The following is a 17,477-nucleotide window of genomic DNA, read 5'->3' on the forward strand; positions in this document are numbered from 1 at the left end:
GATCAGTCGCAACCGCAGCCGCTGCCCGTGGCAACCGGCAGCGGCGCCGGGGCGCCGATCTTCGGCAGGCCCAGCATGACGCCGGCGGGCTTCGCGGCGGCCTCGGTGTTGCGCTTCTCCCAGGCGTCGCCCGCGCGCGTGGGGCGGACGTTCAGCACGGCGCCCTCGGCGAGGAGGTGGTGCGGGGCGGCGTAGGTGATCTCGACCGTCACGACGTCACCGGGGCGGACCTCGGTGTCCGGCTTGGTGAAGTGCACCAGGCGGTTGTCGGCGGCGCGGCCGGAGAGGCGGTGCGTGGCGCCGTCCTTGCGGCCCTCGCCCTCGGCGACCATCAGCTCCAGGGTGCGGCCGACCTGCTTCTTGTTCTCCTCCCAGGAGATCTCCTCCTGGAGGGCCACCAGACGCTCGTAACGCGACTGGACGACCTCCTTGGGGATCTGGCCCTCCATGGTGGCCGCCGGAGTCCCGGGGCGCTTGGAGTACTGGAAGGTGAAGGCGTTGGCGAAGCGGGCCTCGCGGACCACGTGCATGGTCTGCTCGAAGTCCTCCTCGGTCTCGCCGGGGAAGCCCACGATGATGTCGGTGGAGATCGCCGCGTCCGGCATGGCGGCGCGGACCTTCTCGATGATCCCCAGGAAGCGGTCCTGGCGGTAGGAGCGGCGCATCGCCTTCAGGATGGGGTCCGACCCCGACTGAAGTGGCATGTGGAGCTGCGGCATCACGTTCGGCGTCTCGGCCATGGCGGCGATCACGTCGTCGGTGAAGTCGCGCGGGTGCGGCGAGGTGAAGCGCACGCGCTCAAGGCCGTCGATCTTCCCGCAGGCCCGCAGAAGCTTGCTGAACGCCTCGCGGTCGCCGATGTCGGAGCCGTACGCGTTCACGTTCTGCCCGAGGAGGGTGACCTCGGAGACGCCCTCGCCGACGAGCGCCTCGATCTCCGCGAGGATGTCGCCGGTCCTGCGGTCCTTCTCCTTGCCGCGCAGAGCGGGCACGATGCAGAAGGTGCAGGTGTTGTTGCAGCCGACGGAGATGGAGACCCACGCGGCATACGCGCTCTCGCGGCGCGTGGGCAGCGTCGAGGGGAACGCCTCAAGGGACTCGGCGATCTCGACCTGCGCCTCTTCCTGGACGCGGGCACGCTCCAGGAGCACCGGCAGCTTGCCGATGTTGTGCGTGCCGAAGACGACGTCGACCCAGGGCGCCTTCTTGACGATGGTGTCCCGGTCCTTCTGGGCGAGGCAGCCGCCGACGGCAATCTGCATCCCTGGACGCTTGGTCTTCATCGGCGCCAGGCGGCCGAGATTGCCGTACAGACGGTTGTCGGCGTTCTCGCGCACGGCGCACGTGTTGAAGACGACGACGTCGGCGTCGCCGTCGGCTCCTTCCGGCGCACGTTCGTACCCGGCGTCCTCCAGCAGCCCGGAGAGCCGCTCGGAGTCATGGACGTTCATCTGGCACCCGTAGGTGCGCACCTCGTAAGTCTTCGCGCTCATCTCGCCCCCCAGGGTACGGGGTCGCCACGCGCGCGTGTCCGGGGATCGTGAACAGGGTGCCCCGGGGTGCTCGCCGAAGGGGCGCGGTGTGGGCCTCGCCCCTGGTCACCACCGTGAGCGGCTGGCAGGATCGCGCGCATGCTCCAGGCACTCCCCCACATCGGCAGACGACGCGCGCTCCAGGCTTCCGTCGCGGCACTGGTGGTGTTCGGGCTGCTCCTGTGGTGGCTGCTTCCCGTGCACGAGGACTCGCCGAGCGGCCGGATGAGGTTCAGTACCGGCGTACAGAACGGCGTGTACGAGAAGTACGGGAAGCTGCTGCGCACCGCGGTCTCCGAGGACATGCCGGAGGTGGACGTCGACCTCCGCAACAGCCAGGGGTCGCAGCAGAACATCGAGCGGGTGGCCACGGGCAAGGCCGATTTCACCATCGCGGCCGCCGACGCCGTCGAGAAGTACCGCCTCGACGACGCCCCTGGCGCCGAGAGCCTGCGGGGGTGTGCGCGCCTCTACGACGACTACGTACAGCTCGTGGTGGACCGTTCCTCCGACATCCACTCCGTGGCGGACCTGCGGGGCAAGCGCGTGGCGGTGGGCCAGGGCCGCTCGGGCGTGCGGCTGATAGCGGACAGGGTGCTGGAGGCCGCGGGGCTCGACCCTTCCGCTGACATCGAGCCGGTGTCCGCGGGCATCGACACCATGCCCGAGCTGCTGGAGCGCGACAAGATCGACGCTTTCTTCTGGTCGGGCGGACTGCCGACCAACTCTGTGGGCGACCTCTCACAGAGGACGGAGATCCGGCTCGTCGAGCTCGGTTATCTCGTCGACAAGCTGCACAAGCAGGGCGGCGCCTCCCGCTACTACCGCGCCGCCACGATGCCCGCCGACGCCTACCCCTACGCCCAGCAGGGCTCCGCCGTGCCCACCCTAGCGGTGGCGAACCTCCTGGTGACCACGGACGGGGCCGACGACGACCTCACCTCCGGTCTGACCCGCACCGTGATCGACAGCCGCGACCACATCGGCGACGAGGTGCACGCCGCGCAACTGGTGGATCTGCGCACAGCACTCTTCACGGACCCTCTGCGGCTCCACGACGGCGCCCGCAGCTACTACCGCTCGGTCAAGCCCTGAGGCCCTGAGAAGGCCTCAGAGGCCCGTGGCAGGCTCGCTGCGGGGCAGGCCGACGGTCACCTTCAGGCCGTGCGGTTCGTTCCGCCCGTACGTGATGGAGCCGCCGCCCGCCGCGAGCAGGGCCCGGGAGATGGACAGGCCGAGTCCGGAGCCCTTGACGTTCTGGTGGCGGTTGCTGCGCCAGAAGCGGTCGCCCACGCGCGCGAGTTCGTCCTCGGTCAGGCCGGGTCCTTCGTCTCCGACCACGACGGTCGTCGTCCCGTTGCTCGATGCGACCGTCACCTGGACCGACCCTCCCTCGGGCGTGAACTTCAGGGCGTTGTCGATCACCGCGTCCAGTGCGCTGGAGAGGGCGACCGGGTCGGCCCAGCCGGTGGTGGCCGGGCATTCGCCAACGAGCCGTACACCTCGCTCGGCGGCGAGCGGCCGCCAGGACGCGACCCGCTCGGCCGCCAGGGCGCCGACGTCGGTGAGGCACAGGTCGGGCGCGGCGTGCTCGGCGAGCGCCAGGTCGAGCAGATCGTCGAGGACCTGGGCCAGGCGCTTGCCCTCGGTGCGGACCGAGGCGATCTCCTCATTGCCCTCGGGCAGTTCGAGGGCGAGCAGTTCGATGCGCAGCAGCAGGGCGGAGAGCGGGTTGCGCAGTTGGTGCGAGGCGTCGGCGACGAAAGCGCGCTGCTGTTCGAGCACGTCCTGGACGTTGTCGGCCATCTCGTTGAACGAGCGGGCCAGCCGTCTGAGTTCCGGCGGCCCTCCCGCGGCGGCGACACGTGATTTGAGCCGTCCGGTCGCGATGTCGTGCGTGGTGGCGTCCAGGACCCGCACCGGCCGCAGCACCCAGCCGGTGAGCCGCAGGGCCGCGCCGACCGCCAGGAGCATGGCCGCCGACTCGCCCGCGGCGATGAGCAGCCAGCCGTACACTGTCTTGGACCGCATGCGCCCCGTCGGTGAGTCCGTGACGACGACGGCGACGACGTCCCCGTCCCTGATCACCGGGGAGGCGACGGCGAGGCGTCCGCGCTGCCAGGGCCACACCTGCTCGGGGTCGTGGCTGCCGCGGGAGCGCAGCGCCTCCTGGAAGGCCTCGCGGACCTCACCCCTGGCGGGCAGGTACCAGGAGGCCGGCGCGCTGGCCATGGGGCCGTCGTCGCGGTAGAAGACGCCCGCCCTGATCCCGTAGACCTCGTAGTAGTCGTCGAGCTCCTTCTGCAGCGTCTCGCGGCGCTCGTCGGTGCCTCCACGCACGCGTGAGCCCGTCGGGCGCTTGGTCACGAACTGGGCGAGGGACGCGAAGCGCGCCGTGTCGTCGATGCGGTCGACGACCACCTTCTGCTGCTGCGCCGCGGCGACGCTGACGGCCAGCGGCAGACCGAGCGCGAGCAGTACGCCCGCCATCAGGACGATCAGCAGCGGGAGGAGTCGAGAGCGCACCTGTGCCCGTTCCGGCTACGTGGACGGGGCGACGAGCCGGTAGCCGACGCCGCGCACCGTCTCGATCAGGGCCGGCATGTGCAGCTTGGAGCGCAGCGAGGCCACGTGCACCTCCAGCGTGCGGCCGGTCCCCTCCCAGCTGGTGCGCCAGACCTCGCTGATGATCTGCTCGCGGCGGAACACCACTCCGGGACGCTGGGCGAGGAGGGCGAGCAGGTCGAACTCCTTGCGGGTCAGCTGGATGACCGAGCCGCCCACGCTGACCTGCCGGGTGGGCAGTTCGATGTGCACGGTGCCGAGCCGCAGCTTGCTGTCGCCGGTCTCCGCGGCGCTGCCGGGGGCGGGGCGCCGGATGACCGCGTGGATACGGGCGATGAGCTCCCCCGTGTCGTACGGCTTCACCACGTAGTCGTCGGCTCCGAGGTTGAGGCCGTGTATGCGCGAGCGCACGTCCGAGCGGGCCGTCACCATGATCACCGGTATCGAGCCGCGCTTGCGGATCTTGCCGCAGACTTCGTAGCCGTCCTGGTCCGGCAGCCCGAGGTCGAGAAGCACCACTCCGAAGGGGGGCGTTTCCGTTTCCGCGGGGAGCAGCGCCTGTAGGGCCTCCTCGCCACTGCGGGCGTGCACGACGTCGAAGCCGTGGCGGGCCAGGATGGCGGAGAGGGCGGCGGCCACATGATCGTCGTCCTCTACGAGAAGCAGTCGCATATGGGTCCCCTCCAGTTCATCCGTCGTTCCTTCATGGCCGGTACTCGCGCGTACGCCCCAACGCATCCACGCCGATGGACGAGGACCACGTCAAGAGCGTTCGGGTCACGGACACGTTCCGTTATCCAGCCGGTACGCACATCGTGGACCCTCTTCACACGGTGTGTCCGGTTGCGGCCGGATCGTTATGCTCAATTTCCCCTCAGATGTAATGACGCTGGTCGCACTGGGTTATTACTGTCCTCCCAACCGAGGAGGATGGAGCAACAAGCCGTGACCGAAGTATCGGTGACCAAGGACGCCATACCGCCCGGGGCGGACGACCTGGTCGTGCTGAAGAACGTCAACAAGCACTTCGGCGCTTTGCACGTCCTCCAGGACATCGACCTGACCATCGCCCGAGGCGAGGTCGTCGTGGTGATCGGCCCCTCCGGCTCCGGAAAGTCGACACTGTGCCGCGCCATCAACCGCCTTGAGACGATCGACTCGGGAGACATCTCGATCGACGGCAAACCGCTGCCCCAGGAGGGCAAGGAGCTGGCCCGCCTCCGTGCGGACGTGGGCATGGTCTTCCAGTCGTTCAACCTCTTCGCGCACAAGACCGTGCTCGAGAACGTGACGCTGGGCCAGACCAAGGTGCGCAAGATCGGCAAGGCGGAGGCCGAGGCGAAGGCGCGCCAGCTGCTGGACCGCGTGGGCGTCGCCACCCAGGCCGACAAGTACCCCGCGCAGCTCTCCGGCGGCCAGCAGCAACGCGTGGCCATCGCCCGCGCGTTGGCGATGGACCCCAAGGTGATGCTCTTCGACGAGCCCACGTCGGCGCTCGACCCGGAGATGATCAACGAGGTCCTCGAGGTCATGCAGCAGCTCGCCCGCGACGGCATGACGATGATCGTCGTCACCCATGAGATGGGCTTCGCCCGCTCCGCCGCCAACCGTGTCGTCTTCATGGCGGACGGGCGGATCGTCGAAGAGGCCGTGCCGGACCAGTTCTTCAGCAACCCGCGCAGCGACCGGGCGAAGGACTTCCTGTCGAAGATCCTCAAGCACTGACGCTTACGGCAACCCTGGCCACCGCGTCCACTCACGACCAGCCGAAGCAAAGGATGTTCACCATGAAGTTCCGCAAGACCGCAGCCGCCGCGGCCGTTGTCGCCGCCCTCTCGCTGACCGCCACGGCCTGTGGTGGCGAGGAGGGCACGGCCGGTGACAAGCCGAAGGACCCGACCGGCGGCAAGAACGCGCCCAAGCTGCCCACGTACGACGTGAAGTCGGGCGTCAAGGTCGACTCCGCGGTGCTGAAGAAGGCGCAGAAGGCCGGCAAGATCGTCATTGGCGCCAAGGACGACCAGCCGTACCTGGGCTTCAAGGACAGCGCCGGCAAGCGCTCCGGCTTCGACATCGAGATCGCCAAGATGGTCGCGGCCGACCTCGGCTTCAAGCCCGACCAGATCGAGTTCAAGACGATCGACTCCGGCGTCCGCGAGACCACCATCTCCAAGGGCGACGTCGACCTGTACGTCGGTACTTACACGATCAACGACGAGCGCAAGAAGCAGGTCGGTTTCGCCGGTCCCTACCTCGTCGCCGGCGCCGACCTTCTCATCCGTCAGGATGACAAGAGCATCACCGGTCCTGACTCCGTCAAGGGCAAGAAGGTCTGCTCGATCGTCGGCTCCACGCCGCTCCAGGAGATCAAGAAGTCGAAGTACGGCGCCGACACCGTCGAGCTCGCCAAGTACTCCGAGTGCGTGCAGCAGCTCATCAACAAGGAAGTCGACGCCGTCACCACGGACGACGCCATCCTCAAGGGCTACGCCGCGCAGCAGCCGAAGGCGCTGAAGGTCGTCGGCAAGCCCTTCACCAAGGAGCCGTACGGCATCGGCATGAGCAAGAACGACAAGGCTCTGCGCGACGCCGTCGCGGACGCCGTCGAGGCGCACCAGAAGAACGGCGACTACAAGAAGGCGTACGACGCGACGCTCGGCCTCTCCGGTTCGGAGTTCACCGAGCCGCCGGCCCTCGAGCGCTACTGACCGCCGACCTTCCGTTCCACTCCCCGGCAGTGAGTCGACCGGGCCCCCGTACGCATCGTGGTGTGTGCGGGGGCCGGCGTCCCCTGCCCGACCACTGCCGCCCACGAGGACATCCCCGTGAATGTACTGCTCGACCATCTGGCGGAATTCCGCGAGGGTTTCATAGGCACGGTCTGGCTGACCGTGGCCAGCAGCGTGCTGGCGCTGTTCCTTGGCGTCGTGCTCGCCGGTTTCCGCGTCTCGCCGGTTCCGCCGCTGCGGTTCTTCGGCACCGCCTGGGTCACCCTGTTCCGGAACACCCCCCTGACGCTGCTCTTCCTCACCATCTGGTTCGCGGTGCCGCAGGTCTTCGACTTCGGCCTCGACCCGTGGACCAAGGCGCTGATCGTGCTCAGCGTCTACACCTCGTCGTTCGTCTGCGAGGCCGTGCGGTCCGGCATCAACACCGTGCCGCTCGGGCAGGCGGAGGCCGCCCGATCGATCGGCATGACGTTCTTCCAGACCCTCGGCACGATCGTGCTGCCCCAGGCGGTGCGGACCGTACTGCCGCCGCTGAGCAGCATCTTCATCGCGTTGACGAAGAACTCCGCCATCGCGGGCGCCTTCAGCGTGACGGAACTCTTCGGGTGGCAGAAGATCCTCAGTGACCAGGGCTTCGCCATCGCCTGGCTCTTCCTCTGGGTGGCGCTCGGCTACCTGGCGATCACGTTCACCATCAGCGGCCTCTTCCGGCTGCTCGAGCGGAGCCTGGAGGTCGCACGATGAGCTCCAGCGTTCTCTACGACTCTCCGGGCCCCAAGGCCCGGATGCGCAACCGCGTCTACTCCGTCGTCGGCACGGCCGCCATCATCGGCCTCGTCGTCTTCGTGGTCATGCGGCTCGCCGACCGGGGCCACTTCGCGTCCGAGGTCTGGAACACCTTCAACTACTCCAACGTCCGGCTGACCATCCGTGACGGCATCCTCACGACGCTGAAGGTCTTCGCGTTCGCGGGCGTGCTGTCCCTGGCGCTCGGGGTGCTGCTCGCGGTCGCCCGCGCGTCGGACCACCGGCCGGTCCGCTGGCTGGCCACCGGTTTCATCGAGCTGTTCCGCGCCATCCCGCTGCTGATCACGATCTACGCCCTCTGGGTGCTCTTCCTCACCTACAAGGGCGACCTGGGCGCCATCGGCGAGAACAACGGCTTCTGGGCCCTCGTCATCGGCCTCGCCGTCTACAACGGCGCGGTGCAGGCGGAGGTGTTGCGGGCGGGCTTCAACGCCGTCCCGCGCGGGCAGGTGGAGGCGGCCTACGCCCTGGGACTGCGCAAGTCCCAGGTGATGACGATGCTGCTGCTGCCGCAGGCGGTCAGGTCCATGCTGCCGACGATCATCAGCCAGTTGGTCGTCACGCTGAAGGACACCTCCCTCGGCTACATCATCACGTACTCGGAGCTGCTCTACGCGGGCCGGCAGCTGGCCAACACCACCCTTGTCAACGGCCAGTACATCTACGTCCCCGTGATCATGGTCGTCGGCACGATCTACGTGGCGATGTGTCTGGCGCTCTCCGCGCTCGCCACCTGGATCGAGAAGCGCGGGCGCCGTACCAAGACCGGCATCGCGGTGGCTGCCGCCGCCGAGCCCGCCGAGGCGCCCAGCGTCCTCGACACGGCCACGCCGTCCGCTCCCGCGGCCGCGGCCGCGGGTGAGACCGGTGACGCGCCCATGGCCACGCCGGCGCGTGACCCGGAGGGCCCCGAGGGACCGGGGAACGACTCCGGCAAGCCGCACGGCGACTCCGACGGACCGGTCGGTAAATCGAACTGACACTTCGTAGGCGCAGGTGAGTGTGGGGGCGGCCCTTCGGCCGCCCCCCTCTCGTCCGTCCGGGCCCGGCTGCCTCTGCCGGCACCGGCCGCGCTGCCGCTTCCCGGTGCACACCATTGCCATCGTCACTTGACGCAAGCAGCGGCAATGGGTTGCATACGTTCTGTGATCGTGCACCGGGCTCCAACTGTCAGTTCCTGTACGTACGTCCAGCGCCTCCGGGCAGCCCGGAACCTCGGAGCCCTTCGGGCCGGAGGGTGTGCGCCGTGGACCCGGTGATCGTCGTCGGCGCGGGCCCCGTCGGGCTCGCCCTCGCCCTCGCGCTCGCCCGCCACTCGGTGCCCACCGTCGTCCTGGACGAAGGGCCCGGCAAGGACGATCAGCGCCTGGCTCGTACGGTCGTTCTGCGCGAGGACACCGCCGCCTTCGTGGAACGGCTCGCGGGCCGCTCGCTGGGCGGCCTGGAACTGGGTGCGCGCTGGACGCGCTGGCGCTCCGTACGGCGCAAACAGGTGATGCTCGAGATCTCCTTCGACGAGGAGATCCCCACCCCGCTGCATGTGCCGCAGCACGTCCTCACCGGGGCGCTGCGCGAGGCCATCTCCACCGAGCGGCTCATCAAGGTCGCGGTGGACAGCAAGCTCGACTCCCTGGAGCAGGACTCCTCCGGAGTGACCGCCCACACGCGCGGGCCCAAGGCCACGTGGTGGCGCGGAAGTTATCTGGTGGGCTGCGACGGGTCACGCTCGACGGTGCGCAAACTGCTCGACATCCGCTTTCCGGGGCGCACGGCGGTGGAGCGACACGCCGTGGCGGCGCTGCGCACGGAACTTCCGTGGCCGGGCGAGGCGTTGTTGCATCGGATGCCTCCGTGGCGCGGCGGAGGTCCGGAAGTGACGGGCCGCCCGCTCGCCGAGGGGGCGTGGCGGCTCGACTGGCTGCTTCCGCCGCGCGGCGACCTCGTGACCCCCGAGGCCCTCGTGCAGCGGATCCGGGCCACCCTCGCGGGCTGGTGCGAGGGCCCCACACCGCCGTACGAACTCCTCGACACGGGCGTGCACACCGTCCACCACCGCCTGGCCCGGCGGTGGCGGGTAGGCCGTGCCTTCCTCGCCGGTGACGCCGCGCATCTGCTCGGCGCGCTCGGCACGCAGGGGCTCGACGAGGGGCTGCGGGACGCGGACAACCTCGCGTGGAAGCTGGCGCTCGCCTGGCACCACGGAACGCACGACGCGCTGCTCGACAGTTACCAGGCCGAGCGGCGGGCCTGCGTGACCGCGCGGCTGCGCGCCGCCGACCAGTCGCTGCCGGTACTGCGCGGCGGCAAGGGCCTGCGTTCGCTCGTGCCGGGGGCCGCGCGCGGGCACGACGCGCTGCTCACGGACGGCCACGTGGGGCGCGGTCCGCTCGGCGCGCCCGCGTCGTACGCGGATTCTCCGCTGGCGCCCGCGCCTTCAGAGTCCGAGGTCGTGGTGGCCACCGAGCCGGGCATGTCGGTGGCCGACGTGCGGGTGACGGCTCCCGACGGCACCTCCGTCCAATTGCGGGAACGGCTCGGGCGCGGCCATCTGCTCGTCGTACTCGTCGCCCCGGGGACCGGTGTGTGGGAGCGGCGGCACTGGATGTCGGCCGGGCTCATGCCGAGGCTCGCCGCCGCTGTCACGGCACTGCCGCACCACGCCGAGCTGCTCGTGGCGGAGAGCTACCCCGGGGCGCCCGCGCACTCGGTCCTGCTCGTACGGCCCGACGGCCACCTGGTGACCGCGCTGGCCGGAGTACGCCCGGCGGAGCTGTACGCGGCCGCGCAGTCGGCGGTGGGCGGGGCGAGGCCTGCGAAGCGCGCCGGGCCGGCGAAGCCTGCGGGGCGGGAGGCGCCTGCGGAGCGTGAGGCCGCCGGGGGCGGGGGCTCGGGGGCCGGCTCGGGCGAGCGGGCCGGCTCTGGGGAGGGGTCCGGCCTGGGCGAGCAAGCCAGTTCGGGCGAGCGGGACGGCTCTGGGGAGCCGGAGAGTGCGGCGGGGGCGGTGCGGCGGGCCGAGTGAGGGGCGTGCGGGAGTGCATCGCGAGGGGGCGCGGCCAGGGCGGCGCGCGATCGGACCGCATGCTGGGCGGAAGTTGACCGCTCTGCACCTCCGTGGTCTACTCCGCATCGTGACCGACACCGATGTGCGCCTGTGGCGGAGGGTCCATATGGACCTCGTCCGCTATGCGGGCTGCGTGTGTCACCCGTCCCTCTGACTTCGCCTTTCTCCCTCGCGCGCTGAACGCCGCCCTCCGGTCGGCTCGCGCGCCCTTTCGCGAACCTTCAGGACGGTATCCGTGTCTTCCTCCGCACCTTCCCCCACCGCGCCCGCGCCCTCGCGCACCGCCGGTCCCACCTCGGCCGAGCTCCTCGACTTCGTACGCCGCACCGCCGCCGACACCGCGCTCATCGCCTCGCTGCCGCTCGACCCGGAGGGCCGCACCTGGGTGCGCCTCGACGGCCCCGGCGGCAGCGAGGCATGGCTGATCGGCTGGCCGCCCGGCACCGGAACCGGTTGGCACGACCATGCCGAGTCGGTCGGCGCCTTCCTCGCCGCGGCGGGCACCCTCAAGGAGAACTCCCTCGCCGCCAGGCTGCCCACCGACGGCTGGAAGACCCTGGAGCTCTCGGACGGCGTAGACCGGGAACGGGAGCTCACCGCCGGCGAGGGCCGCGCCTTCGGCCGCAACCACGTGCACGAGGTGCTGAACGAGTCCACGACCGGACACGCCGTGTCCGTGCACGCCTACTACCCGCCCCTGCCGCGCATCCGCCGCTACTCCCGCACCGGTGACGTGCTCCGCCTGGAGTCCGTGGAGCGCCCGGAGGACTGGCAGTGAGCGAGCGGCCGATCGGCATCGATGAACTGCTCGAACGCGTACGGCTCGGCCTGGACCGCGTGACCCCTCATGAGGCGTACGACATCGCCGGGTCCGGGGGTCTCCTCGTCGACATCCGGTACGCGGCCCTGCGGGAGCGCGACGGGCTGATCCCCGGGGCGCTGGTCGTCGAGCGCAATGAACTGGAGTGGCGTCTCGATCCGCAGGGCAGCCACCGTGCCCCCGAGGCCACCGGCCACGATCTGCGTGTCGTCGTCATCTGCAACGAGGGGTACGCGTCGAGCCTCGCGGCAGTGTCGCTGCGGCAGTTGGGAATGCGGTACGCGACCGACCTCGACGGCGGCTTCCAGGCCTGGCGCTCGGCGGGGCTTCCGGTCACCGTCTGAACACGGGTGGGCGCACCTTGGTAAGGGGCGCCCACCATTGCGTACTGCCTCTTACCTCCCCGCTTCCTACTTCTTGGACCTCCCCGCTTCCTACTCCTTGGCCGTCGCCACGCTCACCGGCAGCGGCCTGAGCGCGGCCCGGCCCGGCAGCGCGGTGGCGGTCAGGGCCAGGAGACCGGCAACAGCGACCACGGAGACGTACACCAACGGCGTCACCGTCGGCGCCGCGCTGCCCGTCATGCCCACGCTGAACGCGCTCAGGACGGCGAGCGCCACCCCGCTGCCGAGCGCCGTGCCGATGAACAGGACAGCCAGCGCCTCGATGCGCAGCATGCGCAGCACCTGCCGCCGCGTGGCGCCCACGAGCCGCAGCAGCGCGAACTCCCGGATGCGCTCGGAGACCGACATCGCGAGGGTGTTGACCACCGCGATCGCGGTGAAGGCGAGGACGAGCCCCATGGCCAGGTGGTTCACCTCGGCATTCGCCTGCTGACGCTTCGCCTCCAGACCGTCGAACGCGTCCGGTGCGAGAACGTCGAGGCCTGAACCCGGGAACTTCCCGATGACCGCCGCGAGTTGTTCCTTCGTACGGTCGCTCTTGACGAGGACCGTGGCGGCGAGTGGGTTGTCGACGTGACGGGCGACTCGGTCGTGCGCCATGGTCACATCCCCGAAACCGAGCCCGCGCGCATACACGGCACGGACGGTCAGTTTCGCCCTCGTCCCGTCTCCGAGGGTGAGCCCGAGCGTGCTGCCCGGCCGCAGACCGAGCTGGTCGGCGGCCAGTTCGCTGACGGCCACGCTGTTCCCGTCGAAGCCCTCCAGGGATCCGGCGGTGACGTCCGGATCCCAGGTCCGGGTGAGCCCTGCCGGAGTGACGCCCTGCGCCGGGTATTTGTCGAGCCCCACGCGGACGGTGGTGCGGACCACCTCGGTGACGGCCTCGACACCCTCGGCCGTACGCAGCTTCCGCGCGGCCTGCGCCGGGATGCCGGGGCCTTGTCCGGCGAGCACCCAGTCCGCACGGATGCCGTCGCGGGCCTGGGCCCGGGCCGCGTCGCCAAGGGTGGGCTGGACGAAGAGGACGGTGCAGGTCATGCCGGTGAGGAGGGCGAGAGGGGTGACGGCGGCGGCCATCCGGGCCGCGTTGCCGCGAAGGTTGGCGTGGGCGAGCTTGCCGCCGGGGCCGGCCAGCCGGAGCGGGCCGCGCAGGAGGGCGGCCGCCGCGCGGACGACGAGCGGGCCGAGGGCGGCGATGGCGCAGGCGAGGACCACCACGGCCAGGAACGTCACCGGGGTCGACGCGGCTTCGGTGCGCAGCATGCTCAGCACGGCGATCAGGACGATGCCGCCGGTCAGCAGGACGAGACCGGCGACGAGGCGGCCCCGGCCCAGCCGGGTGCGCTCGACGCGCGCTTCGGCGAGTGCCTCGGCGGGGCGGATGCGGGCGATCCTGCGCCCGGCGATGTGGGCCGCGGCCAGAGCGCCGAGCAGGGTCACGCCGACGGCGACGAGAGGCGGGAAAGCGCTGACGGTGCGTTCGAGGGTGGCGGGCACGGCACCCGTGTCCACGAACCGTCCGTGCAGCTCGCCGCCGAGCGGGATTCCGGCCAGCGCGCCGATGCCACCCGCCACGGCGCCGATGAGCAGCGCCTCACGCCCCAGGAGCCTGCGGATCTGCTTCGGTGTCGCGGCGACGGCACGCAGCAGGGCGAGTTCACGGTGGCGCTGCTGGACGGAGAGCGTGAAGGTGCCGACCACCACGAGGACGCCGACGAGCAAGGACGTGCCTCCCATGGCACCGCCCATGCTGACGAGCTTGACGCGGGCGCCCGCCGCATCGAGGAACTCGACGGGCCCGCGGTCGTCACCCGCACTGACCTGCGCGGTCGTCCCGTCGAGTGCCTTCGTGACGGCCTGCTCCAGGTCGGCGACGCTGGTGCCCTCGTTCGGCACGACGCCGAAGGCGGTGACCTTGCCCGGGTGCGCCGCGAGCCGCTCGGCCTCTGCCGAGGAGAAGAAGAGCGAGGTCTGGTGGGCGAGGGTTCCGTGCGCGGGGGCGGCGATGCCGGTGATGCGGTAGCCGCGGGGGCTCTGCGTCGACTGGACGGTGAGACGGTCGCCGGGCCTCAGCCCGGCGCGGTCGGCGAGGTCCCGGTCGATGACGAGATCGTCGGCGTGGCGCGGCCGGCTGCCCTCGACGAGCCGGAACGGCGTGAGCGCGGCGGACTCCCAGGCGTGACCGTACGAGGGCCGGTCGGCGTCGCTTCCGTCGCCAGCCGTCAAGGGCTGGGCCAGGAAGGTCAGTTCCGGCACCACCGCGCCGACGCCCGGTGTCTCCTTGAGGCGTCTGTCGATGTCACGTGCCGACAGCCAAGCCCGTTCCGCGATCGGTTTCGCCTTGTGCTTGACCTTGGTCTTGCCCTTCTTGTGCTTGACGGTGGTCTGGTGGACGTTCTGGTCGGCGGAGACGATCACCGGCGCGGCGGCGTAACGCTCGGTCTTGACGGTGCCGCGCAGTCCGGTCTCCAGGAGTGTGCCGCAGGCCGTGATGAGCGCGGCGGCACACATCAATGCGAGGAAGGCACCCAGGAATCCACCCTTCCGGTCCCGGACCGTCTGCAGGGCGTAGCGCAGCATCATGGGGTGTCCGTCTCTTCTCGGCTGTCGCGGGGTGCGGGGAAGGCCCAGAAGCGCGTGAGTACGGTGCGCGCGTCGGCTGGGGTGTCGCGGTCGGGCCGTTTGTAGCGGTTGAGCAGCGCGATGTACTCCTCGAAGAACTCGTGGAGTTCGGGGAGACTCAGCCGGATCGTGCCCTGTGAGGAGGGGAACGCGTCGGCCCACTCACCCGGTTCGGCTCCGCCTTCCCGCCGCGCCTGCTCGAAGAGGTCCAGGTCGGCGGCGTACGACTGGCGGTTGAGCTCGTCGATGACGAGCCGCGTCTCAGGGGTCTGCCGGCTGCGTGGCGGAAAGCGCCGGTCGCCGGGGACGGCCCGCCACCAGCGCTCGCGGCCGTGGCCCGAACCCGGACGCTCTCCTCCGGGGCCGCCCGGTGTCTCTTCGACGAAGCCGTGGCGGGCGAGTTCACGCAGGTGGTAGCTGGTAGCTCCGGTGTTGAGGCCGAGGGCTCTGGCGAGCGTCGCCGAGGTCGCTGGGCCATGCACGGTGAGGTGCTGCAACATCTGCCGCCGCCGCGGCTGCGCGAGCGCCTTCAATACACGGAGATCACTCAGCTCCTCCGGAGCCGGGGCCGAGTTCGGGGCCGGGGCCGAGTCCGGGGCCGGGGCCGAGTCCGGGGCCGGGGCCGAGTCCGGGGCCGAAGCCCGGGCCGGGGTCGGGGCCGGGGCCGGGGCCGCGTCTGTGGTTCGCTCGACTGCGGCGCCGGAGGCCCGCGTCTCCTCGGATGTGCCGGGTTCCTGTGCCATGCGTACACAGTCGCCTGTGCACAGGGACCTGTGCACTGCGGTGGTCCCGCGTCTCCGCAGGGGGGTTAACCCCACCCCGCGGAGCGCGGGCCGGGATGCGTGGGTCGCTGAGCGTGCCGCCCCACCCCCGTCGGGGCGGCGCGCTCAGAACGCCTCGTATCCCAGGTCTTCCGTGTCTTCGCCCTCTTCCTCCAGGGCCTGCCGCACCACCCTGAGCGCCATGCCCTCGCCATAACCCTTGCGGGCGAGCATGCCCGCAAGGCGGCGCAGGCGCTTGTCACGGTCGAGGCCGCGTGTGGAGCGGAGCTTGCGGGCGACGAGCTCGCGCGCCGTCGCCTCTTCCTGCTCCGAGTCGAGCTGTCCCACGGCTTCGTCGATGAGCGTGGACTCCACGCCCTTGGTGCGCAGCTCCCGCGCGAGCGCACGCCGGGCCAGGCCCCGGCCGTGGTGCCTGGACTCCACCCAGGCATCCGCGAAGGCGCTGTCGTTGATCAGACCGACCTCCTCGAAGCGGGAGAGCACTTCCTCCGCCACCTCGTCGGGGATCTCCCGCTTGCGCAGCGCGTCGGCGAGCTGCTTGCGCGTGCGCGGGGTGCCGGTGAGCAGGCGCAGACAGATCGCTCTCGCCCGCTCGGCAGGATCTGCGGTCGACGGCTCCCCCTTCTCGGCCCTCGAAGAGGAAGGGGGGCCGCTGTCCTGGTGCTCGCCGAAGCCGCCGCGCCGCCGCCGGCGCCCGCCGCCGCGCCCGCCACCCTCGCGGGTGCCGGTTCCGTCCCGGCCGTCGCGTTCCTGCTCCACACCGTCCCCGTGGTCCCGCCCCGCGGCTCCGGGGCGGCTTTCGGGGGCGGTGTGGTCCGCCCAGTCGGTTCGTCGCGTCACGGCCTAGCTCTTGGCCGCCGCGGTCTTGGACTTGGTGGCCTTGGCCGCCGTCGCGGGAACCGTCTTGGCGGCGTCGTCGGCAGGTGCCGCACCCGCCGCGTCCGCGCTCGGCTTCGGCTCCTCGGCCGGAGCCTCGGGCTTCACACCGACGCCCAGCTTCTCCTTGATCTTCCTCTCGATCTCGTTGGCGAGGTCGGGGTTGTCCTTGAGGAAGTTGCGGGCGTTCTCCTTGCCCTGGCCGAGCTGGTCGCCCTCGTACGTGTACCAGGCGCCCGCCTTGCGGACGAAGCCGTTCTCCACGCCCATGTCGATCAGGCCGCCCTCGCGGCTGATGCCATGGCCGTAGAGGATGTCGAACTCGGCCTGCTTGAAGGGCGGCGCGACCTTGTTCTTGACGACCTTGACGCGGGTGCGGTTGCCCACCGCGTCCGTGCCGTCCTTCAGGGTCTCGATACGCCGGATGTCGAGCCGCACCGAGGCGTAGAACTTCAGCGCGCGGCCACCGGTCGTGGTCTCCGGGGAGCCGAACATGACGCCGATCTTCTCGCGGAGCTGGTTGATGAAGATCGCGGTGGTCTTGGACTGGTTGAGCGCGCTGGTGATCTTCCGGAGCGCCTGGCTCATCAGGCGGGCCTGGAGACCCACGTGCGAGTCACCCATCTCGCCCTCGATCTCCGCGCGCGGCACCAGGGCGGCGACGGAGTCGATGACGATGAGGTCGAGGGCGCCGGAGCGGACCAGCATGTCGACGATCTCGAGAGCCTGCTCGCCGTTGTCCGGCTGGGACAGGATGAGGTTGTCGATGTCGACGCCGAGCTTCTTCGCGTACTCGGGGTCGAGGGCGTGCTCCGCGTCCACGAACGCCACCGCGCCGCCCGCCCGCTGGGCGTTGGCCACGGCGTGCAGCGTGAGGGTCGTCTTACCGGAGGACTCCGGGCCGTACACCTCCACCACACGGCCGCGCGGGATGCCGCCGACGCCGAGCGCGACGTCGAGCGCGGTCGACCCGGTGGGGATGACCTCGATGGGCTCGTTCGGCCGCTCGCCCATGCGCATCACTGCGCCCTTGCCGAATTGCCGTTCAATCTGTGCGAGCGCGGCGTCCAGCGCCTTCTCGCGGTCGGTTCCTGCCATGGGTTCCACCCGATTTGCTTGAGTCGATCGCTTCACGTCAAAGACGCTAACGCCTGCCACTGACAATCCGCCCCGACGCCCGTCCAGCCTGTGGATAACTGAAGGCCATCTCTCGCCGAAATCCTCCGGAGCCTGCCAGGGTTCTCCCTGCCCACCTGCGGAAAATCGCCGTCGGACAACC

General features: G+C 70.5%; 16 protein-coding genes. 9 read left to right on the forward strand and 7 right to left on the reverse strand.

Going from position 1 to position 17,477, the window contains the following annotated elements; translation table 11 throughout:
- Positions 1-2: 2 nt before the first annotated feature.
- On the reverse strand, positions 3-1,493 hold the full coding sequence (gene miaB / locus ACZ6JY_RS09255; protein WP_469193828.1) for a tRNA (N6-isopentenyl adenosine(37)-C2)-methylthiotransferase MiaB: 1,491 nt from the start codon (positions 1,491-1,493) through the stop codon (positions 3-5).
- 138 nt (positions 1,494-1,631) lie between these two features.
- Here miaB and ACZ6JY_RS09260 point away from each other — a divergent pair, with 138 nt between their 5' ends.
- Complete coding sequence (locus ACZ6JY_RS09260) at positions 1,632-2,627, forward strand: TAXI family TRAP transporter solute-binding subunit (protein ID WP_469193830.1); 996 nt, start codon at positions 1,632-1,634, stop codon at positions 2,625-2,627.
- Positions 2,628-2,642: 15 nt separating this feature from the next.
- Here ACZ6JY_RS09260 and ACZ6JY_RS09265 read toward each other — a convergent pair whose 3' ends face one another.
- Together ACZ6JY_RS09265 and ACZ6JY_RS09270 are read right to left on the reverse strand one after the other, a co-directional pair.
- On the reverse strand, positions 2,643-4,058 hold the full coding sequence (locus tag ACZ6JY_RS09265; protein ID WP_469193832.1) for a HAMP domain-containing sensor histidine kinase: 1,416 nt from the start codon (positions 4,056-4,058) through the stop codon (positions 2,643-2,645).
- 15 nt (positions 4,059-4,073) lie between these two features.
- The gene (locus ACZ6JY_RS09270) at positions 4,074-4,769 is read right to left on the reverse strand and encodes a response regulator transcription factor (RefSeq protein WP_469193834.1); all 696 of its coding nucleotides are present in this window, start codon (positions 4,767-4,769) and stop codon (positions 4,074-4,076) included.
- A gap of 273 nt (positions 4,770-5,042) precedes the next feature.
- On the opposite strand from ACZ6JY_RS09270, the gene ACZ6JY_RS09275 reads away from it, so the two are divergent.
- The 8 genes from ACZ6JY_RS09275 to ACZ6JY_RS09310 all read left to right on the forward strand — a co-directional run bounded on the left by ACZ6JY_RS09275 (position 5,043) and on the right by ACZ6JY_RS09310 (position 11,858).
- Entirely contained in the window at positions 5,043-5,822 is a 780-nt protein-coding gene (locus tag ACZ6JY_RS09275) for an amino acid ABC transporter ATP-binding protein (protein ID WP_469193836.1), read from the forward strand.
- Positions 5,823-5,884: 62 nt separating this feature from the next.
- Positions 5,885-6,805 (forward strand): glutamate ABC transporter substrate-binding protein, encoded by a 921-nt coding sequence (locus ACZ6JY_RS09280; protein WP_469193838.1) that lies wholly within the window; start codon positions 5,885-5,887, stop codon positions 6,803-6,805.
- A gap of 117 nt (positions 6,806-6,922) precedes the next feature.
- On the forward strand, positions 6,923-7,570 hold the full coding sequence (locus tag ACZ6JY_RS09285) for an amino acid ABC transporter permease (RefSeq protein ID WP_469193840.1): 648 nt from the start codon (positions 6,923-6,925) through the stop codon (positions 7,568-7,570).
- Positions 7,567-8,613: an amino acid ABC transporter permease gene (locus ACZ6JY_RS09290; protein WP_469193841.1), complete on the forward strand. Its 1,047-nt coding sequence runs from the start codon at positions 7,567-7,569 to the stop codon at positions 8,611-8,613. Before ACZ6JY_RS09285 ends, ACZ6JY_RS09290 begins: the two co-directional genes overlap by 4 nt.
- Positions 8,614-8,879: 266 nt before the next feature.
- Complete coding sequence (locus ACZ6JY_RS09295) at positions 8,880-10,652, forward strand: FAD-dependent monooxygenase (protein ID WP_469193843.1); 1,773 nt, start codon at positions 8,880-8,882, stop codon at positions 10,650-10,652.
- Positions 10,653-10,776: 124 nt separating this feature from the next.
- Positions 10,777-10,848, forward strand: a complete 72-nt coding sequence (locus ACZ6JY_RS09300; RefSeq protein WP_335755797.1) for a putative leader peptide — start codon at positions 10,777-10,779, stop codon at positions 10,846-10,848.
- 81 nt (positions 10,849-10,929) lie between these two features.
- Positions 10,930-11,472: a cupin domain-containing protein gene (locus tag ACZ6JY_RS09305; protein WP_469193845.1), complete on the forward strand. Its 543-nt coding sequence runs from the start codon at positions 10,930-10,932 to the stop codon at positions 11,470-11,472.
- Positions 11,463-11,858, forward strand: a complete 396-nt coding sequence (locus tag ACZ6JY_RS09310) for a rhodanese-like domain-containing protein (protein WP_469193932.1) — start codon at positions 11,463-11,465, stop codon at positions 11,856-11,858. Before ACZ6JY_RS09305 ends, ACZ6JY_RS09310 begins: the two co-directional genes overlap by 10 nt.
- 90 nt (positions 11,859-11,948) lie before the next feature.
- On the opposite strand, the gene ACZ6JY_RS09315 is transcribed toward ACZ6JY_RS09310, so the two are convergent.
- The 4 genes from ACZ6JY_RS09315 to recA form a co-directional block, all read right to left on the reverse strand.
- Positions 11,949-14,501, reverse strand: a complete 2,553-nt coding sequence (locus ACZ6JY_RS09315) for an FtsX-like permease family protein (RefSeq protein WP_469193847.1) — start codon at positions 14,499-14,501, stop codon at positions 11,949-11,951.
- A complete protein-coding gene (locus ACZ6JY_RS09320; RefSeq protein ID WP_469193849.1) occupies positions 14,498-15,283 on the reverse strand; it encodes an ArsR/SmtB family transcription factor in 786 nt (261 codons plus the stop codon). The genes ACZ6JY_RS09315 and ACZ6JY_RS09320 overlap by 4 nt, the downstream gene beginning before the upstream one ends.
- Before the next feature lie 144 nt (positions 15,284-15,427).
- A complete protein-coding gene (gene recX / locus ACZ6JY_RS09325) occupies positions 15,428-16,162 on the reverse strand; it encodes a recombination regulator RecX (RefSeq protein ID WP_469193851.1) in 735 nt (244 codons plus the stop codon).
- Positions 16,163-16,165: 3 nt separating this feature from the next.
- Entirely contained in the window at positions 16,166-17,296 is a 1,131-nt protein-coding gene (gene recA, locus ACZ6JY_RS09330) for a recombinase RecA (protein WP_469193853.1), read from the reverse strand.
- Positions 17,297-17,477 lie beyond the last annotated feature (181 nt).

The organism is Streptomyces sp. NPDC046335, assembly GCF_055587985.1.

Coding starts and splice junctions, on each gene's coding strand:
- miaB (WP_469193828.1), bottom strand. CDS start 1,493: ATGAGCGCGAAGACTTACGAGGTGCGCACCTACGGGTGCCAGATGAAC.
- ACZ6JY_RS09260 (WP_469193830.1), top strand. CDS start 1,632: ATGCTCCAGGCACTCCCCCACATCGGCAGACGACGCGCGCTCCAGGCT.
- ACZ6JY_RS09270 (WP_469193834.1), bottom strand. CDS start 4,769: ATGCGACTGCTTCTCGTAGAGGACGACGATCATGTGGCCGCCGCCCTC.
- ACZ6JY_RS09280 (WP_469193838.1), top strand. CDS start 5,885: ATGAAGTTCCGCAAGACCGCAGCCGCCGCGGCCGTTGTCGCCGCCCTC.
- ACZ6JY_RS09290 (WP_469193841.1), top strand. CDS start 7,567: ATGAGCTCCAGCGTTCTCTACGACTCTCCGGGCCCCAAGGCCCGGATG.
- ACZ6JY_RS09315 (WP_469193847.1), bottom strand. CDS start 14,501: ATGATGCTGCGCTACGCCCTGCAGACGGTCCGGGACCGGAAGGGTGGA.
- ACZ6JY_RS09320 (WP_469193849.1), bottom strand. CDS start 15,283: ATGGCACAGGAACCCGGCACATCCGAGGAGACGCGGGCCTCCGGCGCC.
- recA (WP_469193853.1), bottom strand. CDS start 17,296: ATGGCAGGAACCGACCGCGAGAAGGCGCTGGACGCCGCGCTCGCACAG.